Genomic DNA, 21,545 nt, shown 5'->3' with positions numbered 1-21,545 from the left:
CTTATGGAAGTCTATGCCGAGCTATCCTACAGCGAAAACAGGAGGCATGGATGGACTATCGACGAGACGAATATCGCGGTCAGCGAGTCAATTGGTTTCGCGAAGAGGACTGCGCGGTAAGCGACTTCGTAGACGCACTCAACGCAGAAACGGATACCGCGCTTAGCTTTTCCGGGTCTCCGGCTTCGTATATTCCTGTATACGAATGTGGCGACCTCGAATCCGTACTTTCATTCGACAGAGAGCGGCGAGAGTTGTTGTCAGAATGGGCCAGTGTCATCGATGCCGGTGCGGGCGTCTTCGTGCTCAAGGGCGCTTATGCCGATACCGGAATCGTCGATCAGGCGACAGGTGTCTTCGAAGCGATCATCGCGGCCGAGCGAAAATCGGGTTCGAAAGGCGATCATTTCGCGAAAGCCGGCGCGAACGACCGTATCTGGAACGCTCAGGAGAAGCTTCTGTTGGCCGCGCCCGAAATCTTCACGGGCTACTTCTCCAATCCATGGCTGCCGGCGGTCGCCGAAGCTTGGTTAGGCCCGTGCTTCCAGGTCACCTCCCAGGTGAACGTCGTTAGGCCCGGTGGTGCGGCACAGCAAGCGCATCGTGACTACCATCTGGGTTTCCAGACAGCGGAAGTCGCCGCCTCATTCCCGGCGCACGTACACCGTATGTCGCCCTTCCTCACATTGCAGGGGGCAGTCGCGCATAGTGACATGCCGGTCGAGAGCGGCCCAACCAAACTCTTGCCGTTCTCTCAGCGATACGCTCCAGGATATGTCGCGTGGCGCAGAGCGGACTTCCGGGAGTATTTCGAGAATCACTTCGTCCAGGTGCCGCTCAAGAAGGGCGATGCCATCTTCTTCAATCCTGCGCTATTTCACGCAGCGGGGTCCAACAAGACCAGCGACGTTCAGCGCATGGCGAATCTGCTCCAGATCTCATCAGCGTACGGGCGGGCGATGGAGGTCGTGGACCGCACTCGGATGTCGCAGACGCTTTATCCGGTCCTGCGCGCCCGGCTGAGCGCCGGAGAGATCACGGAACGCGAGGCTCTATCGGTCATTGCCTCTTGCGCAGAAGGGTATCCGTTTCCGACGAACCTGGACCGCGACCCTCCCGTCAACGGGCTTGCGCCGGAGAGTCAGAGTCAGTTGATGCGCCGGGCACTCGCGGAAGATTGGCCGCTGGATCAATTTGCGATAACCCTTCAACGACATGCTCAACGCCGTTGCATCGGCGACAATATCGAGTTGATAGATTATTGATGTTTTTTCGTCGCATCAAGATAGATTCACGGCACTATGATGATGCCTGCGTGATGCCAAAAACGATTCGACGAAGTCACGTGTGTTCCCTCATTCGACTGGAATGCGGGCGGAGACAAAGGCGTGATGGTGCAACAGCATGGACCAGTTCAAGGAACTTCAGTTGTTCGTGGAGGTAGCCGAGTCGGGCAGCATCAGCCGTGCTGCGGAATCAGTCGATCTTTCCATTTCGGCGGCGAGTCGGTATTTGATTTCGCTGGAGGCAAGACTTGGCGTTCAGCTGGTTCGCCGCACGACGCGCAACCTGTATCTGACCGAGGCAGGCGCCGAGTTCCACAGGCGCTGTAAATCGATACTTTCCGACCTGGGTGAAGCCGAAGCCGTCATCAAGGAAGCGGTTGTACGTCCAAGCGGCGTGCTCCGCGTTACCGCTTCATTGTCCTTCTGCATGCTGCACATTGCGCCGATGCTTCCCGAGTTCACGGCGCGTTATCCAGATATCGCCGTCGATGTTGTCGCGGCCAACCGCTACTACGACATCATCGAGAACGGCATCGACGTCGCGATTCGAACGAAGGTCCTTGAGCCGGACAGCAACATCACAATTCGCAGGCTGGCATCAACACGCCGGATTCTCGCCGCCTCTCCGGACTACCTTGAGGCGAACGGCCGGCCTCGATTCCCAGTCGAACTCGTAAGGCACAGGCTTCTGAACTACCAGCTTGCCGACAACGCGCGTGAGCTCTCGTTCACGCGTGGCGGCGAGAACGTGGTGGTCAAAGTGAAGCCTCTGGTCGAGTCAAATGACGGCCAGATACTTCGAGTTGCCGCGCTCGACAATATGGGCATCCTCGTGCAGCCGAAGTACATCATCCATGACGACCTCAAGGCTGGTCGTCTGATCCCGGTGCTGGACGATTGGGACCTTCCTCGGTTGACCATGAATATCGCGTTTCAGACCCGCTCGCATAGGCCGGTGAAAGTGCGACTGTTCATCGATGCGCTCGTTGAGCGCTTCCAGCAGAACGACTACGAACGTCATTGGACGGCGTGAGTCCGATACGCCCCGCAGTTGAGGCTTCTTCCCACTTAGCGCGAAAGACTTTCCCTTTCTAGCTCTGTTTTGCCAGCGAGGGCGAATATAGACTGGTCTCAAAGCTACAGAAGAGATTGATGGAGACTCGCAATGCAAAGTACATCCTCCGCAGTTCAGTCCGCCTCGCCGTATTTCGATGAAGCCCGCTCGGCCGAGGTCGTCAACGCTCGCATGAGCGACGACGCCAACGCGCGCCTGAGCCAGGTGATGTCGGTTTTGGTCAGGCATCTGCATGCTGCCATCAAGGAAATCGAGCCGACTCACGAAGAGTGGTTCACTGCCATTCGCTTTTTGACCGAGACCGGTCAGATGTGCACCGACTGGCGGCAAGAGTACATCCTGCTCTCGGACATCCTCGGGGTTTCGATGCTGGTTGACGCGATCAATCACCGTCGTCCGAGCGGCGCCACGCCGAACACGATTCTCGGTCCCTTCTACGTCGCCGATGCACCCGAATATACGAACGGCACGAACATCTGCCTGGATGGAAAGGGTGAACCCATGGTCGTCGAGGGTCGTGTAACGGACATCGAGGGCAATCCGATTTCGAACGCGAAGCTCGAGGTGTGGCAGACCAACGATGACGGCTTCTACGATGTGCAGCAAAAGGGCATTCAACCCGATTCGAATCTGCGTGGCGTTTTTTCCTCGGATGCTGAAGGCCGCTATTGGTTCAAGTCCGTGAAGCCGCGCCACTATCCGATTCCCTCGGATGGTCCCGTCGGAAAACTCCTCGGCGCGATGGGTCGGCACCCCAACCGCGCTGCGCATCTTCACTTTATCGTGACTGCGCCCGGATTCGATCCGGTGATCACGCACATCTTTACGCCAGACTGCCCGTATTTGTCCGAGGACGCGGTCTTCGGCGTCAAGCGTGAGCTTATCGCTGAATTCGACAAGATTGACGACCTCGAAGCGGCGAAGCGCGTCGGACTTTCGTCGCCGTATTGGTCTGTCTCGTGGGACTTCACGCTCGCGACGACGACCAGCAATCTGCCTCGGTAAAACAAGTAATCGTTTGGCACGCGCGAGCGTGTTGTATCAGAACAGATGACATCGAGAGATACAGGAGTAACACACATGAGCGCAAAGAAAGAACTGCTTGCAGCCTACTGGACCCTCGCGGGCGACGTCTACCCGTGTGCAGCAAATGAAATCAGCCCGTTCCCGCTGCGCGAGCGTTGCGAAGCGGCAATGCGTGCAGGCTGGAGTGGCGTTGGCCTCATTCTCGATGACCTCGAACACAGCATCGAGAAATACGGCCTCTCGGGCGTCAAAAGCATCCTCGATGACACTGGCATGAAGTACTTCGAGCTCGAAATTCTGATGGACTGGTACTTCGACGGCGAGGCGCGCGCGAAGTCGGACCATTGCCGTCGCCGCTTCATCGAACTGGGCGGAGAACTCGGAATGCGCAACCTCAAAATCGGTGCAAGCCCGTTCGATAGGAATCCGGCCGACTTCGTCCGCATGACCGATGAGTTCGCAAAGCTTTGCCAGGACGTGGCAACGGTCAATGCGACGGTCGCAATCGAGTTCATGCCTTTCTCTCCCATCCGCAACGTCGCAGACGCGCTCAAGGTTGCGGAAGGCGCCAATCAGCCCAACGGCGGACTGATGGTCGACCACTGGCACGTGGCCCGCGCCAAAACCCCGTATAGCGAGGTAGCGCAAATCCCGGCGCGCTTCATCAAGGGTGTCGAGATGGACGACGTTGGTGCACAGGTGAAGGGTTCGCTGTTCGACGATTCGACCTTCAATCGCCAGCTTTGCGGCGAGGGCGCAGGCGACTGCGTTGCCTTCGTCGATGCGCTCGAGCAAGCAGGTTGCACGCTGCCGTACTACGGCGTTGAACTCATCTCCGAAGTACACCGGAAATTCCCGCTCGACGAGATGGCGAAGCGCGCGTACGACACCACCGTCGCGCAGTTCTCAGCGAAGCCCGCCACTATGGCATAAGCGCTACCAACTCTAAACGACAAGTATTCCTGGAGACTCACATGATTCGAATCGCAGTACTCGGCGCAGGCCGCATTGGCCGCATTCACGCTGGCAACGTCGCCGCTAACCCCAACGCAAAACTCGTCGTGGTAGCAGACCCGGTCGAAAGCGCAGCCACGTCGCTGGCGACCAAGCTCGGCTGCGAAGCATCGACCGACGCGGCAGCGGTGCTCGAGCGCAAAGACATCGATGCCGTGGTCATCGGCACGCCCACGGACACGCACATCACGTTCATGCTCGAAGCCGTGAAGCGTGGCAAGGCCGTGCTCTGCGAAAAGCCTATCGACCTAGACATGGACAAGTCGCTTGCCGCCGCGAACGAAGTCGAACGCCAGGGCGGCCGCGTCATGCTTGCCTTCAATCGACGTTTCGACCCGACGTCGCAGGCGTTCCGCAAGGCGATCGATGCGGGTGACGTTGGCGACGTGCGTCAGGTCATCATCTCGAGCCGTGACCCGGGCATGCCTCCCCGCGACTACGTCGAGCACTCGGGCGGTATCTTCCGCGACATGGTTATCCACGACCTGGACATGGCTCGCTGGCTGCTGGGCGAGGAACCGGTCGAAGTGATGGCCATGGCCAGCCGCCTCATCGATGAATCGCTGGAGAAGCTGACCGACTTCGATACGGTGATGGTTCAACTGCGCACCGCTTCGGGCAAGCAATGTCATATCAACTGCTGTCGTGAAGCTGTCTACGGATATGACCAGCGCATGGAGGTGTCCGGTTCCAAGGGCATGCTCCTGCAAGAGAATCTTCGTCCATCAACGATTCGTCGCTGGTCGAAGGACGTAACGGACGCGCGCGAACCGCTCCTCAACTTCTTCCTCGAACGCTACGTTGAAGCGTACAAGGCTGAACTCGAAGCCTTCGTCGATGCACTGAACACGAATTCTCCGCTGCCTACGTCGGTTCAGGATGGTCTGAAGGCATTGCGCCTGGCGGATGCGGCGCTCGAGTCAGCGCTGACTGGCAAGGCAGTCAAGGTCTAACCGAAAATCCGGAGGAGATAAGTCATGACGCGAAAGATTGGTCCCAACGAAGCGCTCGGCGTTGCATGTCTTGGTATCACTCACCCGCATACGTCCGGACGAGTGAAGGCCATCCAACGTCGTACCGACGCGAAGATGCTCGGTGCATGGGATACGAGCCCGCTGCTCACGCCCTTCGTCGATGCCCTGGGTCTTGAAGCACGCACGAAGGAGGACATCTTGGCTGACGAGAATGTTCATGTCGTGCTCGTCCACTCGAAGAGCGAGAAGATGGCCGACCTGACCATCGAGGCGCTCGAAGCCGGCAAGGCTGTGCTGTGCGAAAAGCCCGCCGGACGCAGTTCGGCGGATGCGAAGCGTATCGTCGAAGCGGTCGAGCGCACCGGAGGACTGGTGCAGGTCGGGTACTGCTGGCGTTTCGCGCCCTCCGTGGATGCCATGCAGGCGGCGCTCAAGAGCGGACGTCTCGGGAAAGTCGTTCAGGTACGGGCCCACGGTGGTTGCTCGCACGATGAGGCGGGCACGCCGCACATGACCCAGCCGGGCGACATCGGTGGCGCTGTCTTCGTTATCGGCTGCCACCTTATCGACCGCATTCTTCTGCACTTCGGTTTGCCGCGCTCGGTGAATGCCCGCATCACGAAGTTCCCGAATTTCCATGGCGATGAATCGCGTGAAGACGCGGCAGGCGCGGTGTTGAATTACGAAGACAAGATTATCAGCGTCGACTTCATGTCCTGGGATGTCCTGCCATGGACCGAAAGCTGGGACATCACGGCGTATGGCACAGAAGGCATCATGTCGTCCCGCTCGCTGCCCTCGAGCTACAAGATTTATGACGCGGGCAAAGGCGACTATCCGGAAGGCTGGACCGAGTGGCAGGAAACCAGCTTCCCGGAAATCTGGGCGACGAAGAAGACCGAGTATTCGCCCGACATCGCTGAAATCGGCAATCCGGTGTATTTCGACCGCGAGTCGCACGCTTTCGTCGACGCATTGCGCAATGGCACCCCTTCGGTCGTTCCCGCTACGCAGGCATACAACATAAGCCGTGTCATCGAGGCGATGTTTGCTTCTTCGAAAGAAGCCGGCGCGGAGGTCTTTATCGGATAACAGCGTGTGAGGCTGACGCCATGGTGCATCAGCCGAGAATTCCGCACGCCAGCAAACGGAAACATAATTACGCAATCCTAATCAGGAGACGATGTCATGAAAATTTTGAAAAGTGTTTTGGTGGTTCTTGCAGCTTCGGTCGCTTTTGCAGCAGCGTCAGGCGCTGCCTTCGCACAGGATAAGGGCGTGGTGGGCATCTCACTGCCGGACAAGACCGAGTCCCGCTGGATTACCGATGGGAAGAGCATGGTTGACGCACTGAAGGCGAAGGGCTACTCGTCGGACCTTCAGTACGCGAACTACGATGTTCCCACGCAGGTCAACCAGGTCGAGAACATGCTCGCGAAGGGCGTGAAGGCGCTCGTCATCGCGCCCATCGATGGCAAGACGTTCTCTGACGCGCTGGCGCTCGCCCAGAAGAAGGGCATCAAGGTCATCTCCTACGACCGCCTGATTAGCCAGACCAAGAACGTCGACTACTACGCCACGTTCGACAACTACGGCGTGGGTGTTCTGCAGGCGCAGAGCATTGTCAGCGCATGGCAGAAAGCTGGAAGTAAAACGCCGTTCAACATCGAGGTGTTCGGCGGTTCGAGCGATGACAACAACGCTCACATGGTCTACGCGGGCGGCATGTCGGTTCTCAAGCCGTATATCGACGGCGGCAAGTTCGTGATTCGGAGCAAGCAGGTTGCCTTCGAAAAAGTCGCGACGCGCAACTGGGACGGTGCGACCGCGCAGGCCCGGATGGACAACCTGCTGAGCGCATTCTATGGAAAGGAACATCTGGATGCGGTCTGGGCGCCGAACGACGCGCTGGCGATCGGCATCATCTCGTCTCTCAAAGGTGTGGGATACGGTTCGGCTCAGCAAGCAATGCCCATCATCACGGGACAGGACGCGGATGTTCAGAACGTGAAGAACATCGTTCGTGGCGACCAGACCTCCACCGTGTTCAAGGACACACGCAAGCTCGCCGGCGTCGCAGCCGATATGGTCGACGACGCCCTGACCAACAAACAGGTGCCTGTCAACGACACGAAGAGCTACAACAACGGCGCGAAGGTTGTGCCGACCTATCTCGTGAAGCCTGTTCTGGTCGACAAGGCCAACTACCAGGCCGAACTGGTCACAAGCGGCTACTACACGCAGGCCCAAGTCAAGTAAGGCGCCTGAACGTCAGCGTGACGGGGTTTGTTGCGAGCCCCCGCCCACGCGGGTAAGCCTTGAGCGTGACCAATCGGAGAAATTTTGACCATGGATACCATTCTGGAGATGCGCGGCATTCAGAAAAGCTTTGGCCCCGTCAAAGCGCTGAATAACGTGAATATGAGGGTGCGGCAGGGCGAGATTCACGCCGTTTGTGGAGAGAATGGCGCCGGAAAATCGACCTTGATGAAAATCCTCAGTGGCGTCTATCCGCACGGCTCGTACGGTGGCGATGTCCTTTACGACGGCCAGGAAAGGACGTTCGCCGATATATCCGATAGCGAGGCGGTCGGAATCATCATCATCCACCAGGAGCTCGCCCTCGTACCGATGTTGTCGATTACGGAGAACATCTTTCTCGGTAATGAGCAATCGGAGCGCGGTGTTATCGACTGGCAGATCTCACGTGCGAAGGCCAAGGTACTACTGGCGAAAGTCGGCCTCACGGATTCTCCCGACGCAGCGGTTGGCACGCTCGGGATCGGCAAGCAGCAACTCGTTGAGATCGCGAAGGCATTGTCGAAAGAAGTGCGACTGCTCATCCTCGACGAACCGACTGCGAGCTTGAATGAAAAGGATAGCGACACGCTGCTGACGCTGCTGCTCGAACTGAAGGCGAACGGCGTAACGTCAATCATCATCTCGCACAAGCTGAACGAAATCTCGCGTGTCGCAGACGGAATCACGGTGATTCGCGACGGGTCGACAGTCGATGTCCTCGACTGCGGCACGGAAGCTGTGAGCGAAGACCGCATCATCAAGGCGATGGTAGGTCGCGAGATGTCCGATCGCTATCCGCCGCGTACTCCGACCATCGGTGACGTGATCTTTGAAATCAAAGATTGGCGTGTCAAGCATCCCACGCAACGCGACCGTGCAGTCCTCAAGGGCGTGAACCTGAAGGCATGCAAGGGCGAAATCGTGGGTATCGCAGGCCTGATGGGTTCCGGGCGCACCGAGCTTGCCATGAGTGTTTTCGGCGGAACGTATGGGCAGGACATCACTGGCCAGGTGCTGATGCACGGGAGGCAGGTTGACACATCATCGGTGAAGAAGGCCATCAAGGCGGGCATCGCCTACGTCACCGAGGATCGAAAGGGCAATGGTCTGCTGCTCGACGACAACATCAAACGGAACATTACGCTGGCCAACCTCTCCGGTGTTTCGAAACTCGGTGTCGTCGATGAGCATGAGGAGATCAAGGTTGCGACCGAGTTTCTCAAGAAGCTTCGAATTCGCGCGCAAGGCGTGACGCACGTTGTCGGGAACTTGTCAGGCGGAAATCAGCAGAAGGTCGTCATCAGCAAGTGGCTGTTTTCCGAACCCGAGGTGTTGATTCTTGACGAACCCACGCGAGGCATCGACGTGGGAGCGAAGTACGAGATTTACAACATCATTAATCAGGCGGTTGCAGCGGGCAAATGTGTGGTCATGATTTCTTCGGAAATGCCCGAGTTGCTCGGAATGTGCGACCGCATCTATGTCATGAACGAGGGCCGGTTCGTCGGCGAATTAACCGCAGAAGAAGCCTCGCAGGAAAGCATCATGCGAGCAATCATGCGAAATGGAGACGTTCAAAATGCGTAAGGCACTCTCTCCGGTTGCCGCCGAAGGCGCCGAGGTCAAGAAAAGCGAAGTGTTCGGAATGATCAAGCGTATCGGCAGCGAATATGGGTTGCTGCTGTCGCTCGTCATCATCATGGTGTTCTTTCAGGTTGCAACGAATGGCGTGCTGATGCAGCCGCTCAATCTGACAAACCTGGTGCTGCAGAACAGCTACATCGTCATCATGGCGCTCGGCATGCTGATGGTGATCGTATCGGGTCATATCGACTTGTCCGTCGGTTCAACGGCGGGGCTCGTGGGCGCATTGGCTGCCGTATTGATGGTCCAGTATGAAGTCAACTACGTCTGGGCGACCATTATCTGTATCGCGGCTGGCGCGCTGATTGGCGCCGTGCAAGGTTACTGGATTGCTTTCTGGCGTATGCCCTCGTTCATCGTTACGCTGGCTGGCATGCTTGTGTTCCGCGGCATGACGAATCTCGTGCTGCAGGGGCAGTCCATCGGCCCGTTCCCCGAGGGGTTTGGCGCGGTCAGTTCGGGCTTTATCCCTGATGTCTTTCACGGCCCGGCGCTTCACGCCACTTCCATCCTGCTCGGCGTGTTTGTCGGCGCGCTCTTCTTCGTGATCGAACTTCGGCATCGTGCGGGTGCGGCAAAGCATGGCGTCGAGAGCGGCTCGTTCACGATGTTCGTCACCAAGAATGTCGTGCTCACGGCGCTCATCGTTGGTTTCTGCTACCTGCTCGCGTCCTATCGCGGTTTGCCGACGGTGCTTGTCATCATGGGTGTGCTGATTGGCGTGTACACGTTCCTTATGAATCGCACGACCATCGGCCGCCGCGTTTACGCGGTTGGCGGAAATGCGAAGGCCGCGCGCCTGTCAGGCGTCAGCGTGCCGGCGGTGAGCTTCCTGACGTTCGTGAACATGGGCATGCTCGCCGCGCTCGCGGGCCTGATTTTCGCGGCGCGTCTGAACAGCGGCACGCCAAAAGCAGGTACTGGATTCGAACTCGATGTCATCGCAGCGTGCTTTATCGGCGGGGCGTCCGCGTCCGGTGGTGTCGGAAAGGTCGTGGGTGCAGTCGTTGGCGCCTTCATCATGGGCGTGATGAACAACGGCATGTCCATCATGGGTATCGGCGTGGACTATCAGCAGGTCATCAAGGGCATTGTTCTGCTCGCAGCCGTGTTCGTCGATGTGTACAACAAGAACAAGGCGTAACTGCCATTTATAAGCATTGGCCTGTTCATAAGTCGTACATCAGGAATTCAATTATGGTCAAGCACATCGTGATGTGGAACGTTCGTGGCGATACACCCGAACAAAAGAAAGAGACCGCGAATCTCGTCAAGACGGCGTTCGAGAGTCTGAGCGGAAAGATTCCCGGACTTACGAAGCTCGAGGTCGGACTGGACGTAAGCGCCGTGGAATACGCCTGCGATGTCGTGTTGTACACGGAATTCGAAAATCAGGAATCGCTCGATGCGTACGCCATACATCCTGAGCACTTGCGGGTGAAGCAAGTCGTGGGTGACGTTCGTATCGCTCGCCATCAGGTCGACTACATCTAAGCGAGCTTTACCGCTTGACGAGACAGGAAACCACGCTCATGTACGAGTTCACCTATACCACGCAGTCAGCCCGGGTCGTTTTCGGCGCTGGAAGCATGAAGCTGATTCAACAGGAAGTCGAGACATTGGGCGCGCGTCGGGCGCTGGTGCTTTGTACGCCCGAGCAGAGCGCACAGGCCGAGATCGTCTCGTCCCTCCTTGGTCCATCGAGCGCAGGGGTCTTTGACGGCGCTCAGATGCATGTTCCCATCGAGAACGCTCGTCGCGCACGCGAACACGCGAAGGAAGTAGGCGCGGACTGCGCAGTCGCTATCGGCGGCGGTTCGACAATTGGCCTGGGTAAGGCTATCGCACTCGAGTCCTCACTGCCGATCATCGCGATACCGACGACGTACGCCGGGTCGGAGATGACGCCCATCTTCGGGATCACCGAAAATGGCGTGAAAAAAACGGGCCGTGACGCCAGGGTCATCCCGAAGACGGTTCTGTACGACTCGGAATTGACGATTGGCTTGCCGCTCAAACTGTCGATCGTGAGCGGGTTGAACGCGATTGCGCATGCGGCGGAAGGTTTATACGCAAAGGACGGTAATCCCATCATGTCGCTGATGGCGGAAGAAGGCATCCGCGCTTTGGCGAGTGGTCTTCGAAAGTTGAAAGCGAACAGCAAAGACAGGACCGCGCGTAGTGAATGCCTCTATGGCGCATGGTTGTGTGGAATGGTGCTCGGCAATGTGGGCATGGCGCTTCATCATAAGCTTTGTCACACATTGGGTGGGACATTCAATCTGCCGCACGCGGAAACGCATGCCATCGTCTTGCCGCACGCGCTCGCTTACAACAGCATCGTCGCAAGCGATGCGATGGAGCGAATTGCCAGAGCATTGAATGTGAAGTCGGCGCCCGATGGTCTCTACCAGCTCAACGAAGAGCTTGAAGTGCCGCGAGGCCTTGGCGCTATAGGACTCGGTGAAGACGACCTCGATTACGCGTGCGAAGTGGCCTTGTCAAATCCCTACTGGAACCCACGGCCGATAGAGGCGGAACCGCTTCGAGCGTTACTTCAGCGCGCCTGGGAAGGGGCCCGTCCCGCTGCGTAGCTTATGGCAGGGAAGACGACTGCGATTCGCCCGATCGAGGACGGTGCGGTTGTCATACCTGTGCGACGCTGACAGACGAATGGCCGTTGTACGGCACAGGCTTTGAACGCACTTGAAGGCCCGTTCATATTCCGTGGCGGAAAGTACCGCGAAAACCTGGCGACCAAACTGCAATCGCTCGGTCGGCATTGGGAAAATCGCCGGCACATCCTAAGATCAGATACAGCAACCCGAGGGCGCGACTGCAACAGTGCGCCATAACGTTGCGAACTGCGTCGTCCCGTACCTTGCAAGGCACGCCGAGGAGTTCTCAACAATGAAAACAAGACTGACCGGTTCTTCCCGCCTGCTCGTCGCCGTGGCGTTTTGCGTCTGCGCATGCCATGCGGTCACCGCGTTATCCGCGGAGATTTCCGGCGCCGGCTCTACCTTCGTATATCCGCTGTTGCTGAAATGGGCGGCCACATATCATACGAAGACGGGTCAGCGCGTCGACTATCAGCCCACGGGTTCGGGAAATGGTGTTCGACAAATCAAGGCAGCCAGAGTGACTTTCGGCGCCTCGGACATGCCGCTCATGCCCGACGAGTTGCGAGCGGCGGGACTGGCCCAGTTTCCTGTCGTGATTGGCGGTGTTGTGCCCGTCGTGAATCTTCCGGGTGTAGGTCCGGGACAGATTCGCCTGTCCGGGCCGCTTCTCGCCGACATCTACCTTGGCAAGATCGTCTACTGGAATGATCCGGCTATCGTCTCGCTCAATCCCGGTGTTGCCCTTCCGAACCTCAAGATCGTCGTCGTGCATCGGAACGAAAGCTCCGGCACCACCTTTAATTGGGTGAGCTTCCTCTCGCAGAGCAGCGCTTCCTGGAAATCCAGCGTGGGTGCGGCTACGGCTGTCAAATGGCCGACCGGCGTCGGCGCTACCGGCAACGATGGAGTCGCGACGTACATCAGGAACGTGGAGGGCTCGATCGGTTACGTCGAGCTGACTTACGCGTTGCAACGGAATCTGGCCTATACGGCTGTGCAGAACCGAAGCGGGACTTTCGTGCAACCGTCGCGAGATAGCTTCAGCGCGGCCGCAGCAGCAGCGGACTGGAATGATCGGCCAGACTTCTATCAGATCGTGACTGATGCGCCGGGCGAAAACGCATGGCCGATTGCCGGCGTGGTGTTCGTTCTCGTGCCGAGAGAGGCGAAGGACCCGGCTGCATCGAAAGCCGTGCTGGCTTTCTTCAGATGGGCGCTCAATGAAGGGCAAGCCGACGCCGATGCCGAGCACTACGTGTCGCTGCCTGCCGCGCTCGTCAAGCAGATCGAAGCTTACTGGAGTCAGAATATCAAGTGAGCCTGGGAAAACCTATGCAGCACTTGCACTACTTCCCGCGACCGTTCTTTCGCTTTTGGCTCGCCAGTTTCACGATGTCGTCCGTTGGCGTGCTCGTCAGGAGCCGCCGCATCTCGTCCAGCTCTACCCAGCGACACTTGGATATTTCGTTGTTCGGACGCGGTTTGGCCCGGTTCGAGATATCGCAGTAAAAGACGTGGTGATGTTTCTGCTTGCTCTTGAAGTCGAAGAGATATTTCGCCGACTTGCCGGACAGTCGCGTTTCTTCCTTGAGCTCGCGGAGCGCGGCATCGGCCAGATGCTCGCCACGCTTGAGCATTCCGCCCGGCAGCGCCCATTTGGATTCCCTTGCAACGAGCAAAATCCGTCTGCCTTTTCGACAGATGACAGTGGCGCGTTTCTTCAAGTTTGAACTCCGCGTTTTTTTCTATGTGTCGATGCCCGCGTGTCTCCGGCAATGCGCGCGGATTTGCGTCAAGCGGCAGAGCGCCGATAGCTTGGATGTTCACGCGCGATGCGCGCAGCAATGCTATTACAAAACCGGATGCACTTGCCATCGATTAATTTGCGGGTGAGCGCAATAAATCTGGCTGAATGACATAAAAGTTTCATCGAGCCGAAAGCGAAGCGCTGTATTCAAGGCGCGGTCTCGGCAACTGCGGACTCGGGCGTCTGGCCGCAAGATTGCAGTTTGAAGACGGTTTTGTGACTTCGTATCGCGAGACGCGAAGTTGCTGTGTTAAGGTCTGGGCAAACTATATCTTCTGTCCGACCCGAGGTTTGAATGGATATGGATGGTGACTGGCCCTTGCCACGCCCGAAAACGCTCTTCAAGAATGATCGATTGACTGCGAGTTCATTGCTTTCAAGACAGAGCACGATCGCCAGTACGTTTTCTTTTCTCGCTACACCGGTGGTAGCCGAGGCGGTTCAAAGGGCGAAGGCGCTGTCCACGACAAGCGATGCCGAAGGGTTTCATCAACTCCGCGTGGCTTTCAGAAAGCTTCGCGCGTTGTTCTGGGCGTATTCCCCATGGCTCGGGGAGGAGGCGACCGCGCAGGCCGTCGAAGAATTCAAGCGTCTCGCTGCGGTAGCGGGTGGAACGCGTGACTGGGACATCGCTGGCGATCTCCTCAAAGCTGCCCAGGAGTCGCGCGCATCGATCGAATTGCTCGTGGCGGCCGCGCGCGAGAAACGCGCGCAGGCGGTGATGCACAGTCAGGCGATGATCAAGTGCGATGAAGTCGAGGCGTTCCTGAACGACGTCTTGCTACGTGCGCAAACGACGCTGCAGTCGCGTTGCAACGATCTTCCCATCCAGGCATTCGCGGAGGAGCGCGTCCGTCTGGCGCAACGCGCGCTTCGCAAGCGGAGCAGGCGGGCAGCACGTAGCGAGACCGCGCACGAAGAGGATCTCCACGACGTTCGCAAGGCGGGAAAGAAGCTGAGATATCTGCTCGAGTTCTTTCAACCCGTTATCAGAGGCGGGCACAGCCGCACCATCAAGGAGTTGACGTCCGTGCAGAACAAGCTTGGACTGTTCAACGATATTGCCGCCAGTGAGGCGCTCATCCGCAGCGCCTCGTTCGACGAGGTTCCGCACCCGGTCGTGCGGGAATCGCTGCAATGGCTGGAAAAACAGAAGCATCGCCGAATGCGTGCAGCATCACGGCGAGTTCGAGCGATCGCTGGGTGAGTTCATCCCGAAGGCGCTCGAAGGTGTCACGTTCGGCTGGTATAAGCAAGGAGTCCAACCGTGCAGGAGATGCATGTTGAGCCTGTCCACTATTCAGAAACGCGCAAGGCATCCATTCGAAACCCTGTTCGTCGACTTAGGCCGACACTCGCCTGACAAGGCGCTCGCGTTACTGACTGTAGCCATGCGTGAAGAGCCGCGCGATACCAACGCCTATGAGTGGATCACAAGGGTTCTTCCCGGCGCGACGCTCAAACCCGCGCTGGCATTCGGTTCAATCGGAGAACTCTATCGGTCTTACACGCGACCGGCGGAATTCGAGAGGCTGAAGCACATCCTCCGCGCATAGCATCTCGTTCCTTGGTCGGCTACAAACGTTCGCCGGCACATGCCGGCTCTGCCTGCTGCTCGATTCGCCGCACGCTGACGCGGACGTCCATGTTCATGAAGTCCTGCGCGTCACCGAGCCAGGAACCGCACACTGGCGCGGCCTGTTCGGGCTTGCGCGTGAACGCCACGCGAATCAGGTCGGTCCCGCCGACCAGTGAGTTGGTCGGGTCGTATGGCACCCAGCCGGCTCCTGGCAAAAAGACGTGCAACCATGCATGCGTCGCGCCGGCGCCTGCCACGAGCGGCTCGTCGCGGCTTTCAACCTGTCGCGCGCCCTGCTGCAGTCCCGTATTGCGTACCGCTGGCGGAGCCGGCGTATCGAGCGCCCGATCGTACAGATACCCCGACACGAAGCGAGCGGCCAATCCCAGTCCCCGCACCACCTCCATCATCAGCAGCGCGAAATCCCGACAGGTGCCGCTGCGCCTGTTCAGTGTCTCGGATGGATGCTGAGTGCCCATGGCATCACGCGACTGGTACTGGAAGTCGCTGCGGATGGCTGCGTTGATATTGGCCAGGATGTCGCGCGTGTGGATGGTGCCGCGGCGGGGGAGAAACTGCGCAGTCCAGTCGCGCAGCAGGGGCTGATCGTCTGGATATTGCGGCGGGAGGAAGGGCGCCAGGTCGAGGCGGTCCTCGTCGGTGTATTGGAACGGATAGTTCTCGGCTTCGGGCGCCAGCGGCAACTCCAGATTCTTGACGCCGAAATGCTCGATCACGAAGCGCGCGCGGAATTCCAGCGTTTCGGCGGGCACCCGTGGTTCGACGATCGCGACCGAATTGGAGAACACGTCCTGCATCCAGAACTGTGTGCTGTGCGGCGACACCGCCAGTGTGGCCGACAGCACGCGGATGTCGTGCGCGGCGCGCGGCCGGAACATCACGCGGTGCGGGGAAAACTCCACTGGCTTGTTGTAGCGATAGGTTGTGACGTGCTCGACTTCGAAAAAGACGGACATGTGCCACCTCAGCCGGGCGCCATAGCATTTGATGAAGATACCATCATTGATGCACGATGTACCGCCAGAGCGCCATGCATTCGGCATCGGCAATCTGATAGCGGGGCATCGACTTGCGAAGCAGGACGCCCGCCGGGTCGACCCCATCCTTGACCGCGCGGCAGAAGGCCGTCACGTCATAGTGGCTGATCGGACCTCCACGGCGAGGTGTCGCGGCGAGCAGCGAGTCGTGTGTCAGCGGTGGCGCAAAAGCTGCCGCCGTCGACGCGCCTGCATGACAATTGACGCATCGAGTCGTCCAGGAAGGCAACGGGCGATCGTCGTCGCGCAGGTGCGCGGCCATCGGATGTTGTCCGTTGAATATCGCGCACCCCAGGTCGGCGGGTTCACATTCGGCCTGCGCACGCGCCGAAGGTGTCATCACGGCAAGGGCCAGTCCGATCGCGGCGGTTCGCGTCACACAGCGAAATGGCCGCGCCATTTCAATGCACCAGCAGCACGCGCGCGACACTCGGCACGCCCTTCGCGTTCAGGGCGAACAGCATGTAATAGCCGGGGACCACGACGCCGGGATCGGAAGGAATGTTCAACTGATATTCACCCGCCGTACCTACCGTGAACGTCAGCGGCACGCGTCGCTGCTCGTTGTTCAGCGAATGGGTGACCGACGACGAGCGCATCAGCGCGAAGGCACGCATTCCCCTGCTTGCCGTCACCACGATCGTCGTGCCGAGCTGCGCGTCGGACGGCACGGACGTGAGACTGGGCCGGGACGCGGCTGACCCGTCCGCGTTGAGCAGATAGGGCGGCGTCAATATCTCCACGTCAGTGTGATTGGTCGCGCATGCCCCGCACAATCCGCCACCGCCGCTCAGCACGCGTCCGTCGTTCAGGAGCAGCGCGACGCTGTGATACGTGCGCGGCACGGCCTGAGCGGCGAGCGGAGAGAACGCATTGGTGGCCGGGTCCCACAGTTCCGGGGTGAGGATGGCGTTGTCGTCCGAGAAAGGCGCAGCAAAAGTCTGTCCGCCGATCACGACGACCTGTCCGTTCGGCAGCACGACGCTGTTGCTGAACGCGCGCTGGTAGATCATCGGCGCGATGGTCTGCGTCACCGCATTTCCGTTATTGATGTCGATGAGTGTCGCATTGGACGTGGCCTGCGATTGATCGTAGCTCGGCGCGCCTCCGACCGCGAGAATCTTGCCGACGTCGTACATGACGGCGTTGCCGTTCATCGCATCGCTGTCGCGACCCCGGTTGCCCGCCGCGGTGACATTGCCGTTACCGGCTGTATCGAACCAGTGCATGGCCCGGCTGGGTCCCGCGTGGAACACGCGTCCATTGGCGACCGCGAACAGCCATGCGTGATTGTCGGCGCGAAATACGCCCGCATTGTCGTTCGTGAGGATGGTGTCGTCGGTGATGGCGCCGTCGATCCGCCAGCCCGAACCCGGGGTCCAGGTTTCACCAGTCTTGCCCCCGAGCCCTCCGTTCCAGGAGCCGCCCACCAGGAACACATTGCCGTTGCTCAATGTCACGCTTCCCTGATAGCCGCGTGGAATGTTCATGCGATCGCTCGCGGTCCAGGCGTTCGTCGAAGGCGAATAAATGCTGGTCAGTCTCGTGCTCGAACCCCCGGTCACGAAAATCCGGCCATCGGGGAGATTGGCGATGCCCGGGCAGAACATGTCGTGTCCGGTATTGCTCACGATCACTTGCTTGCTGTTGCCGGTCGATGGATTGAAGATCGCCGTGTAGGTCTTGCCCGGCGTGACCTCGCCGGTGGTGAAGTTGAGCGCGCTGTCCGCGGCCCAAACCAGCACGTTTCCGTTGGGAAGATTGGCGGCCTGCAACGGGACGAGCGGCATTGAGATGGGCGCCGTCCACTTCGAGGGCAATACGGTTCTCGGCACCGGCAAGCCGCTCACTTGCCAGGTCTGTGTCGCACTGCCATTGCACACCTGCTGCGTGAGTTGGACACCCTGAGAGGTCGTGCTCGACGCGCTCACGCACAAGCCGCTATGTCCCGCGACGATTGCGTAGCCCGCCCCTTGCGGTGTCAACGAGAAGGCCTGATTCAAGCCGCCATTGCAGGTCCACTGGATGATGGGGCCACCCGGGTCGCGGGCCTGGCCCGACACGTCCATGCACAGGCCGCTGTTCCGATTGACGAGGTTGTACCGGGTGCCGGTTGCAACCGGGAGCCATTGCTGGTTTGCGCCGCCCCAGCAGGGCCAGGAAATCACGGGCCCTCCCGGCGCCGTTGCCGCGCCGCTGACGTCCGCGCACATGTTAGTGCCGCTCAGCGTGATAGGGGCCGAGGTTTGCGCCCGGACAGCGGGCGATATGCCTGCCAAAGCCAGCGGCAATGCGATCAGCAGCAAAAAGCGCATGCATGAGACGAGCAGGCGGGCCGCGTCCCTCGTCGAACGAATTCCTGGCATGGTTTCGCTCCGCGTGGAGAAAGTCTGCTTAGGTACGTGCAAGTGCGCCGAGCACATTGCAGAGGTCGTCGACGCGGGGAAGGTCGGCGCTTCGCCAGCGCAACATCGCGTCGGCGTCGAAGCAATACACCTGCGTCGAATGATCCGCGATGTCGCCGAGAGGGCTATTGCTGCCCGAGAGCGCCACTCGCATCCGGTCTACATCCTTCAGTGCTGGCGTCGCGGCATTCCACGCCGGACCCGCCCGAAATCGCGCAAGCCAGGCGCGCAATGCCGAGGGTGAATCGGAAAGCGGATCGATTCCAACCGACAGCAATTGCACCGGACGATGGGCACGGATTTGCGGAATCCGTTCCTGAACCGCGCTGAAAAGCGCGCCTTGCAGGGGACATACCGTGCCGCAGCCCGTGTATATCGTCTGCAGCGCGGTCACGCCCTGGCGGAGCACGTCGTTCAGCAGGCGCGTTCTGCCGGTCTGATCGACCAGCAAGGTGTCGCCGAGGTGAACCGGCGGCGTGACGAGTCCCAGCCCGCCATGCTGCGCAAACGAGAACGGGGACATTGCGCCCAGCGCGAGTGCAGCCATGTCGCGAAGCAGAGCGCGGCGAGTGAGGGCGGGAGCAAACGCACCCATGCCGGATGTCAGACAGTCGGGCATCTTTTCCTGGCTCACCGAAATCGCCCTCATCGACACGTTTTACGATCCCCGTTCCGGGGCATCACGGTGCGACTTGTACGTCGAAGATCCGGCCTGACAGGCGCGAGCAGAGGTGTCGCAGCCATGGCTCTTTTGTATTGCAATTTCTCTCGGACGAAGACTAGCAGTCCAAATCGGCAAGATCCGTTCTGGAGGATAAATAAATAGGTAAATATGTGCCCTCGGATACATACGCCTTAGGAATTGAAAGGGTTCTCGAAGCAAACGCGTCATTGCTGTCCTGATTCGAAATCGGCCGCCCACTTTGCATCCGAACGTTCGTTGGCGAGAAAGTCCTCTTTTTCTGTCACCATCCGGGGGCGCACATGTTATTGCTTTGTTAGCATCGTCGTCGCTCCATGCGTTGCCCGTTCCGGCCCTCCCGGAGAAGGAGAATGCAAATGAATGCGCGTTATTCCGCTTATGCCGTCGCACTCGGCGCCGCGCTGATCGCGGCAATCATCGGCGCGTGCAGCGGCGGTGACTCCAGCGGCGATTCGACATCGGCCGCCGCCAGCAGGGCTGCGTCGAGCGTATCGAAGGCAACGAGTGCGGGCACGTCGGCTGCCGGCAACCCGATGGACGTCGTCACCTGGCACAACGACATCGCCCGCACCGGCCAGCAGCTGAACGAAACGATCCTCACGCCCGCGAACGTCAGTGCGAGCAATTTCGGCAAGCTCGGGTTCTTTTCCGTCGATGGCCTCGTCGATGCCCAGCCGCTCTTTCTCGCAGACGTGCCGATCGCAGGCGCTTCGCACAACGTGGTCTACGTCGAGACCGAGAACGCGAGCGTCTACGCCTTCGATGCCGACAACGGCGCCGTGCTCTGGAAAGTTTCGACGCTCGGCAACGGCGAGTCGCCGAGCGGCGACCACGGCTGCACCCAGATCACCCCGAGGATCGGCATCACGGCGACGCCGGTCATCGACCGCACGCGCGGGCCGAATGGCGCGATCTATGTAGTCGGCATGTCGAGGGACGCGTCGGGCGGCTATCACCAGCGCATTCACGCGCTCGACGTCGCCACTGGTGCCGAGCTCTTCAACGGCCCGACGGAAATTCGCGCGACCTATCCGGGCAACGGTTCGGGCAGCCAGAACGGCACGCTCACATTCGATCCGGGCCAGTACGTGGAGCGCGCGGCGCTGCTGCTGCTGAACGGCACCGTCTATACCGCATGGACCTCGCACTGCGATTTCCTGCCGTATACCGGCTGGGTGATGGGCTACGACGCCGGCACGCTCCAGCAGACGAGCGTGCTGAACGTGACGCCGAACGGCCAGATGGGCGCGATCTGGATGAGCGGAGCGGGCCTCGCGTCCGACGGCGAAGCCATCTATCTGCTCGATGGAAACGGCACCTTCGACCCGACGCAAAACGAGCACGAGATGCCGATCAACGGCAACTACGGCAACGGCTTTCTGCGACTCAATCTCGGACCATTGCGGGTGCAGGACTATTTCCAGCCGTCTAATACGATGCAGGAATCGAATCAGGACGAGGATCTCGGCTCGGGCGGCGCGATGGTGCTGCCCGATATGGCCGATTCGACCGGCGCGGTGCGTCATCTCGCAATCGGCGCGGGCAAGAACAAGACGATCTACGTCGTGAACCGCTATTCGATGGGCAAGTTCGATTCGAACGCCGACCATATTTACCAGGAGCTCGTCGGCCGGCTCGGCGGGTCGGTGTTCGGCGCGCCCGCGTATTTCAACAACACGGTCTATTTCGGATCGGTCGGCGACAACATCAAGGCGTTCACGATCTCGAACGCCACGTTGTCGGGAGCGCCCACGAGTCAGACGGCGAACAAGTTCGGCTTCCCGGGCACGACGCCGAGCATTTCCGCGAACGGCACGGCGAACGGCATTCTGTGGGCGGCGGAGAACGGCACGATCGGTGTGCTGCGCGCGTACGACGCGACGAATCTCGCAAGCCAGCTCTACAGCAGCAACGACTTCGGCGCGCGAGACCAGTTCGGCCAGGGCAACAAGTTCATCACGCCGATGATCGCGAACGGCAAAGTGTATGTGGGCACGAGGAACGGTGTGGCCGTGTTCGGATTGTTGTCGAGATAGCGAGGGCTCGCCC

The 21,545-nt window shown here is 59.5% G+C and carries 21 protein-coding genes; 15 read left to right on the top strand and 6 right to left on the bottom strand.

Features of this window, described 5'->3' with window-relative positions:
* Nucleotides 1-50: 50 nt before the first annotated feature.
* The 5 genes from NK8_RS24025 to iolG all read left to right on the top strand — a co-directional run bounded on the left by NK8_RS24025 (nt 51) and on the right by iolG (nt 5,354).
* Nucleotides 51-1,265, top strand: coding sequence for a phytanoyl-CoA dioxygenase family protein (locus tag NK8_RS24025; protein WP_213230602.1), 1,215 nt, complete (start codon nt 51-53; stop codon nt 1,263-1,265).
* A gap of 139 nt (nt 1,266-1,404) precedes the next feature.
* Nucleotides 1,405-2,319: a LysR family transcriptional regulator gene (locus NK8_RS24020; protein WP_213230601.1), complete on the top strand. Its 915-nt coding sequence runs from the start codon at nt 1,405-1,407 to the stop codon at nt 2,317-2,319.
* 132 nt (nt 2,320-2,451) lie between these two features.
* Nucleotides 2,452-3,366 carry an intradiol ring-cleavage dioxygenase gene (locus tag NK8_RS24015; RefSeq protein ID WP_213230600.1) on the top strand — a complete coding sequence of 305 codons (915 nt, stop codon included), beginning with the start codon at nt 2,452-2,454 and terminating at the stop codon, nt 3,364-3,366.
* Between the two features lie 75 nt (nt 3,367-3,441).
* Nucleotides 3,442-4,320 (top strand): sugar phosphate isomerase/epimerase, encoded by an 879-nt coding sequence (locus NK8_RS24010; RefSeq protein WP_213230599.1) that lies wholly within the window; start codon nt 3,442-3,444, stop codon nt 4,318-4,320.
* Nucleotides 4,321-4,361: 41 nt separating this feature from the next.
* Nucleotides 4,362-5,354, top strand: coding sequence for an inositol 2-dehydrogenase (iolG, locus tag NK8_RS24005; protein ID WP_213230596.1), 993 nt, complete (start codon nt 4,362-4,364; stop codon nt 5,352-5,354).
* Here the strand turns inward: iolG and NK8_RS42895 are convergent.
* Nucleotides 5,322-5,594 carry a hypothetical protein gene (locus NK8_RS42895; RefSeq protein ID WP_225936415.1) on the bottom strand — a complete coding sequence of 91 codons (273 nt, stop codon included), beginning with the start codon at nt 5,592-5,594 and terminating at the stop codon, nt 5,322-5,324. The genes iolG and NK8_RS42895 overlap by 33 nt on opposite strands.
* Between NK8_RS42895 and NK8_RS24000 the strand changes: the two genes are divergently transcribed.
* The 7 genes from NK8_RS24000 (at nt 5,490) to pstS (ending at nt 13,262) form a co-directional block, all read left to right on the top strand.
* The gene (locus tag NK8_RS24000) at nt 5,490-6,467 is read left to right on the top strand and encodes a Gfo/Idh/MocA family protein (protein ID WP_225936408.1); all 978 of its coding nucleotides are present in this window, start codon (nt 5,490-5,492) and stop codon (nt 6,465-6,467) included. The genes NK8_RS42895 and NK8_RS24000 overlap by 105 nt on opposite strands.
* 96 nt (nt 6,468-6,563) lie before the next feature.
* A complete protein-coding gene (chvE, locus tag NK8_RS23995; RefSeq protein ID WP_301549887.1) occupies nt 6,564-7,634 on the top strand; it encodes a multiple monosaccharide ABC transporter substrate-binding protein in 1,071 nt (356 codons plus the stop codon).
* A gap of 90 nt (nt 7,635-7,724) precedes the next feature.
* Entirely contained in the window at nt 7,725-9,263 is a 1,539-nt protein-coding gene (gene mmsA / locus NK8_RS23990; RefSeq protein ID WP_213230593.1) for a multiple monosaccharide ABC transporter ATP-binding protein, read from the top strand.
* A gap of 58 nt (nt 9,264-9,321) precedes the next feature.
* Nucleotides 9,322-10,464 carry a multiple monosaccharide ABC transporter permease gene (mmsB, locus tag NK8_RS23985; RefSeq protein WP_225936407.1) on the top strand — a complete coding sequence of 381 codons (1,143 nt, stop codon included), beginning with the start codon at nt 9,322-9,324 and terminating at the stop codon, nt 10,462-10,464.
* Nucleotides 10,465-10,517: 53 nt separating this feature from the next.
* A complete protein-coding gene (locus tag NK8_RS23980) occupies nt 10,518-10,814 on the top strand; it encodes a Dabb family protein (protein WP_213230589.1) in 297 nt (98 codons plus the stop codon).
* 38 nt (nt 10,815-10,852) lie between these two features.
* On the top strand, nt 10,853-11,914 hold the full coding sequence (locus tag NK8_RS23975; RefSeq protein ID WP_213230587.1) for a maleylacetate reductase: 1,062 nt from the start codon (nt 10,853-10,855) through the stop codon (nt 11,912-11,914).
* 316 nt (nt 11,915-12,230) lie between these two features.
* On the top strand, nt 12,231-13,262 hold the full coding sequence (gene pstS, locus NK8_RS23970) for a phosphate ABC transporter substrate-binding protein PstS (RefSeq protein WP_213230586.1): 1,032 nt from the start codon (nt 12,231-12,233) through the stop codon (nt 13,260-13,262).
* A 28-nt stretch (nt 13,263-13,290) separates the two neighbouring features.
* On the opposite strand, the gene NK8_RS23965 is transcribed toward pstS, so the two are convergent.
* Nucleotides 13,291-13,668, bottom strand: a complete 378-nt coding sequence (locus tag NK8_RS23965) for an NUDIX hydrolase (protein ID WP_162068555.1) — start codon at nt 13,666-13,668, stop codon at nt 13,291-13,293.
* 378 nt (nt 13,669-14,046) lie between these two features.
* On the opposite strand from NK8_RS23965, the gene NK8_RS23960 reads away from it, so the two are divergent.
* The gene (locus NK8_RS23960) at nt 14,047-14,958 is read left to right on the top strand and encodes a CHAD domain-containing protein (protein WP_213230585.1); all 912 of its coding nucleotides are present in this window, start codon (nt 14,047-14,049) and stop codon (nt 14,956-14,958) included.
* A 73-nt stretch (nt 14,959-15,031) separates the two neighbouring features.
* On the top strand, nt 15,032-15,307 hold the full coding sequence (locus NK8_RS23955; RefSeq protein ID WP_213230584.1) for a hypothetical protein: 276 nt from the start codon (nt 15,032-15,034) through the stop codon (nt 15,305-15,307).
* Nucleotides 15,308-15,326: 19 nt separating this feature from the next.
* Here NK8_RS23955 and NK8_RS23950 read toward each other — a convergent pair whose 3' ends face one another.
* From NK8_RS23950 to NK8_RS23935, 4 genes are read right to left on the bottom strand one after another with little or no spacing between them, the layout of a single operon-like run.
* The gene (locus NK8_RS23950) at nt 15,327-16,307 is read right to left on the bottom strand and encodes a transglutaminase family protein (protein ID WP_213230583.1); all 981 of its coding nucleotides are present in this window, start codon (nt 16,305-16,307) and stop codon (nt 15,327-15,329) included.
* Between the two features lie 43 nt (nt 16,308-16,350).
* Nucleotides 16,351-16,788 carry a hypothetical protein gene (locus NK8_RS23945; RefSeq protein WP_213230581.1) on the bottom strand — a complete coding sequence of 146 codons (438 nt, stop codon included), beginning with the start codon at nt 16,786-16,788 and terminating at the stop codon, nt 16,351-16,353.
* A gap of 1 nt (nt 16,789) precedes the next feature.
* Complete coding sequence (locus NK8_RS23940; protein ID WP_213230580.1) at nt 16,790-18,754, bottom strand: RICIN domain-containing protein; 1,965 nt, start codon at nt 18,752-18,754, stop codon at nt 16,790-16,792.
* Nucleotides 18,755-18,782: 28 nt separating this feature from the next.
* Complete coding sequence (locus tag NK8_RS23935; RefSeq protein ID WP_213231535.1) at nt 18,783-19,412, bottom strand: SCO family protein; 630 nt, start codon at nt 19,410-19,412, stop codon at nt 18,783-18,785.
* Between the two features lie 440 nt (nt 19,413-19,852).
* Here NK8_RS23935 and NK8_RS23930 point away from each other — a divergent pair, with 440 nt between their 5' ends.
* Complete coding sequence (locus tag NK8_RS23930; RefSeq protein WP_213230578.1) at nt 19,853-21,532, top strand: PQQ-binding-like beta-propeller repeat protein; 1,680 nt, start codon at nt 19,853-19,855, stop codon at nt 21,530-21,532.
* The last annotated feature ends 13 nt before the right edge of the window (nt 21,533-21,545 follow it).

This window comes from Caballeronia sp. NK8 (assembly GCF_018408855.1).
Classification (GTDB): domain Bacteria; phylum Pseudomonadota; class Gammaproteobacteria; order Burkholderiales; family Burkholderiaceae; genus Caballeronia.
The sequence above is the reverse complement of the archived record's forward strand: the minus strand, read 5'-3'. Positions and strand labels throughout refer to the sequence as shown.

Coding starts and splice junctions, on each gene's coding strand:
- NK8_RS23950 (WP_213230583.1), bottom strand. CDS start 16,307: ATGTCCGTCTTTTTCGAAGTCGAGCACGTCACAACCTATCGCTACAAC.
- NK8_RS23945 (WP_213230581.1), bottom strand. CDS start 16,788: ATGGCGCGGCCATTTCGCTGTGTGACGCGAACCGCCGCGATCGGACTG.
- NK8_RS24025 (WP_213230602.1), top strand. CDS start 51: ATGGACTATCGACGAGACGAATATCGCGGTCAGCGAGTCAATTGGTTT.
- NK8_RS42895 (WP_225936415.1), bottom strand. CDS start 5,594: ATGAACATTCTCGTCAGCCAAGATGTCCTCCTTCGTGCGTGCTTCAAG.
- chvE (WP_301549887.1), top strand. CDS start 6,564: ATGAAAATTTTGAAAAGTGTTTTGGTGGTTCTTGCAGCTTCGGTCGCT.
- NK8_RS23955 (WP_213230584.1), top strand. CDS start 15,032: ATGTTGAGCCTGTCCACTATTCAGAAACGCGCAAGGCATCCATTCGAA.
- NK8_RS23980 (WP_213230589.1), top strand. CDS start 10,518: ATGGTCAAGCACATCGTGATGTGGAACGTTCGTGGCGATACACCCGAA.
- mmsA (WP_213230593.1), top strand. CDS start 7,725: ATGGATACCATTCTGGAGATGCGCGGCATTCAGAAAAGCTTTGGCCCC.
- NK8_RS24000 (WP_225936408.1), top strand. CDS start 5,490: ATGCTCGGTGCATGGGATACGAGCCCGCTGCTCACGCCCTTCGTCGAT.
- NK8_RS23960 (WP_213230585.1), top strand. CDS start 14,047: ATGGATATGGATGGTGACTGGCCCTTGCCACGCCCGAAAACGCTCTTC.
- NK8_RS23930 (WP_213230578.1), top strand. CDS start 19,853: ATGAATGCGCGTTATTCCGCTTATGCCGTCGCACTCGGCGCCGCGCTG.
- NK8_RS23975 (WP_213230587.1), top strand. CDS start 10,853: ATGTACGAGTTCACCTATACCACGCAGTCAGCCCGGGTCGTTTTCGGC.
- NK8_RS23940 (WP_213230580.1), bottom strand. CDS start 18,754: ATGCCAGGAATTCGTTCGACGAGGGACGCGGCCCGCCTGCTCGTCTCA.
- iolG (WP_213230596.1), top strand. CDS start 4,362: ATGATTCGAATCGCAGTACTCGGCGCAGGCCGCATTGGCCGCATTCAC.
- NK8_RS24010 (WP_213230599.1), top strand. CDS start 3,442: ATGAGCGCAAAGAAAGAACTGCTTGCAGCCTACTGGACCCTCGCGGGC.
- pstS (WP_213230586.1), top strand. CDS start 12,231: ATGAAAACAAGACTGACCGGTTCTTCCCGCCTGCTCGTCGCCGTGGCG.
- NK8_RS24015 (WP_213230600.1), top strand. CDS start 2,452: ATGCAAAGTACATCCTCCGCAGTTCAGTCCGCCTCGCCGTATTTCGAT.
- NK8_RS23935 (WP_213231535.1), bottom strand. CDS start 19,412: ATGCCCGACTGTCTGACATCCGGCATGGGTGCGTTTGCTCCCGCCCTC.
- mmsB (WP_225936407.1), top strand. CDS start 9,322: ATGATCAAGCGTATCGGCAGCGAATATGGGTTGCTGCTGTCGCTCGTC.
- NK8_RS24020 (WP_213230601.1), top strand. CDS start 1,405: ATGGACCAGTTCAAGGAACTTCAGTTGTTCGTGGAGGTAGCCGAGTCG.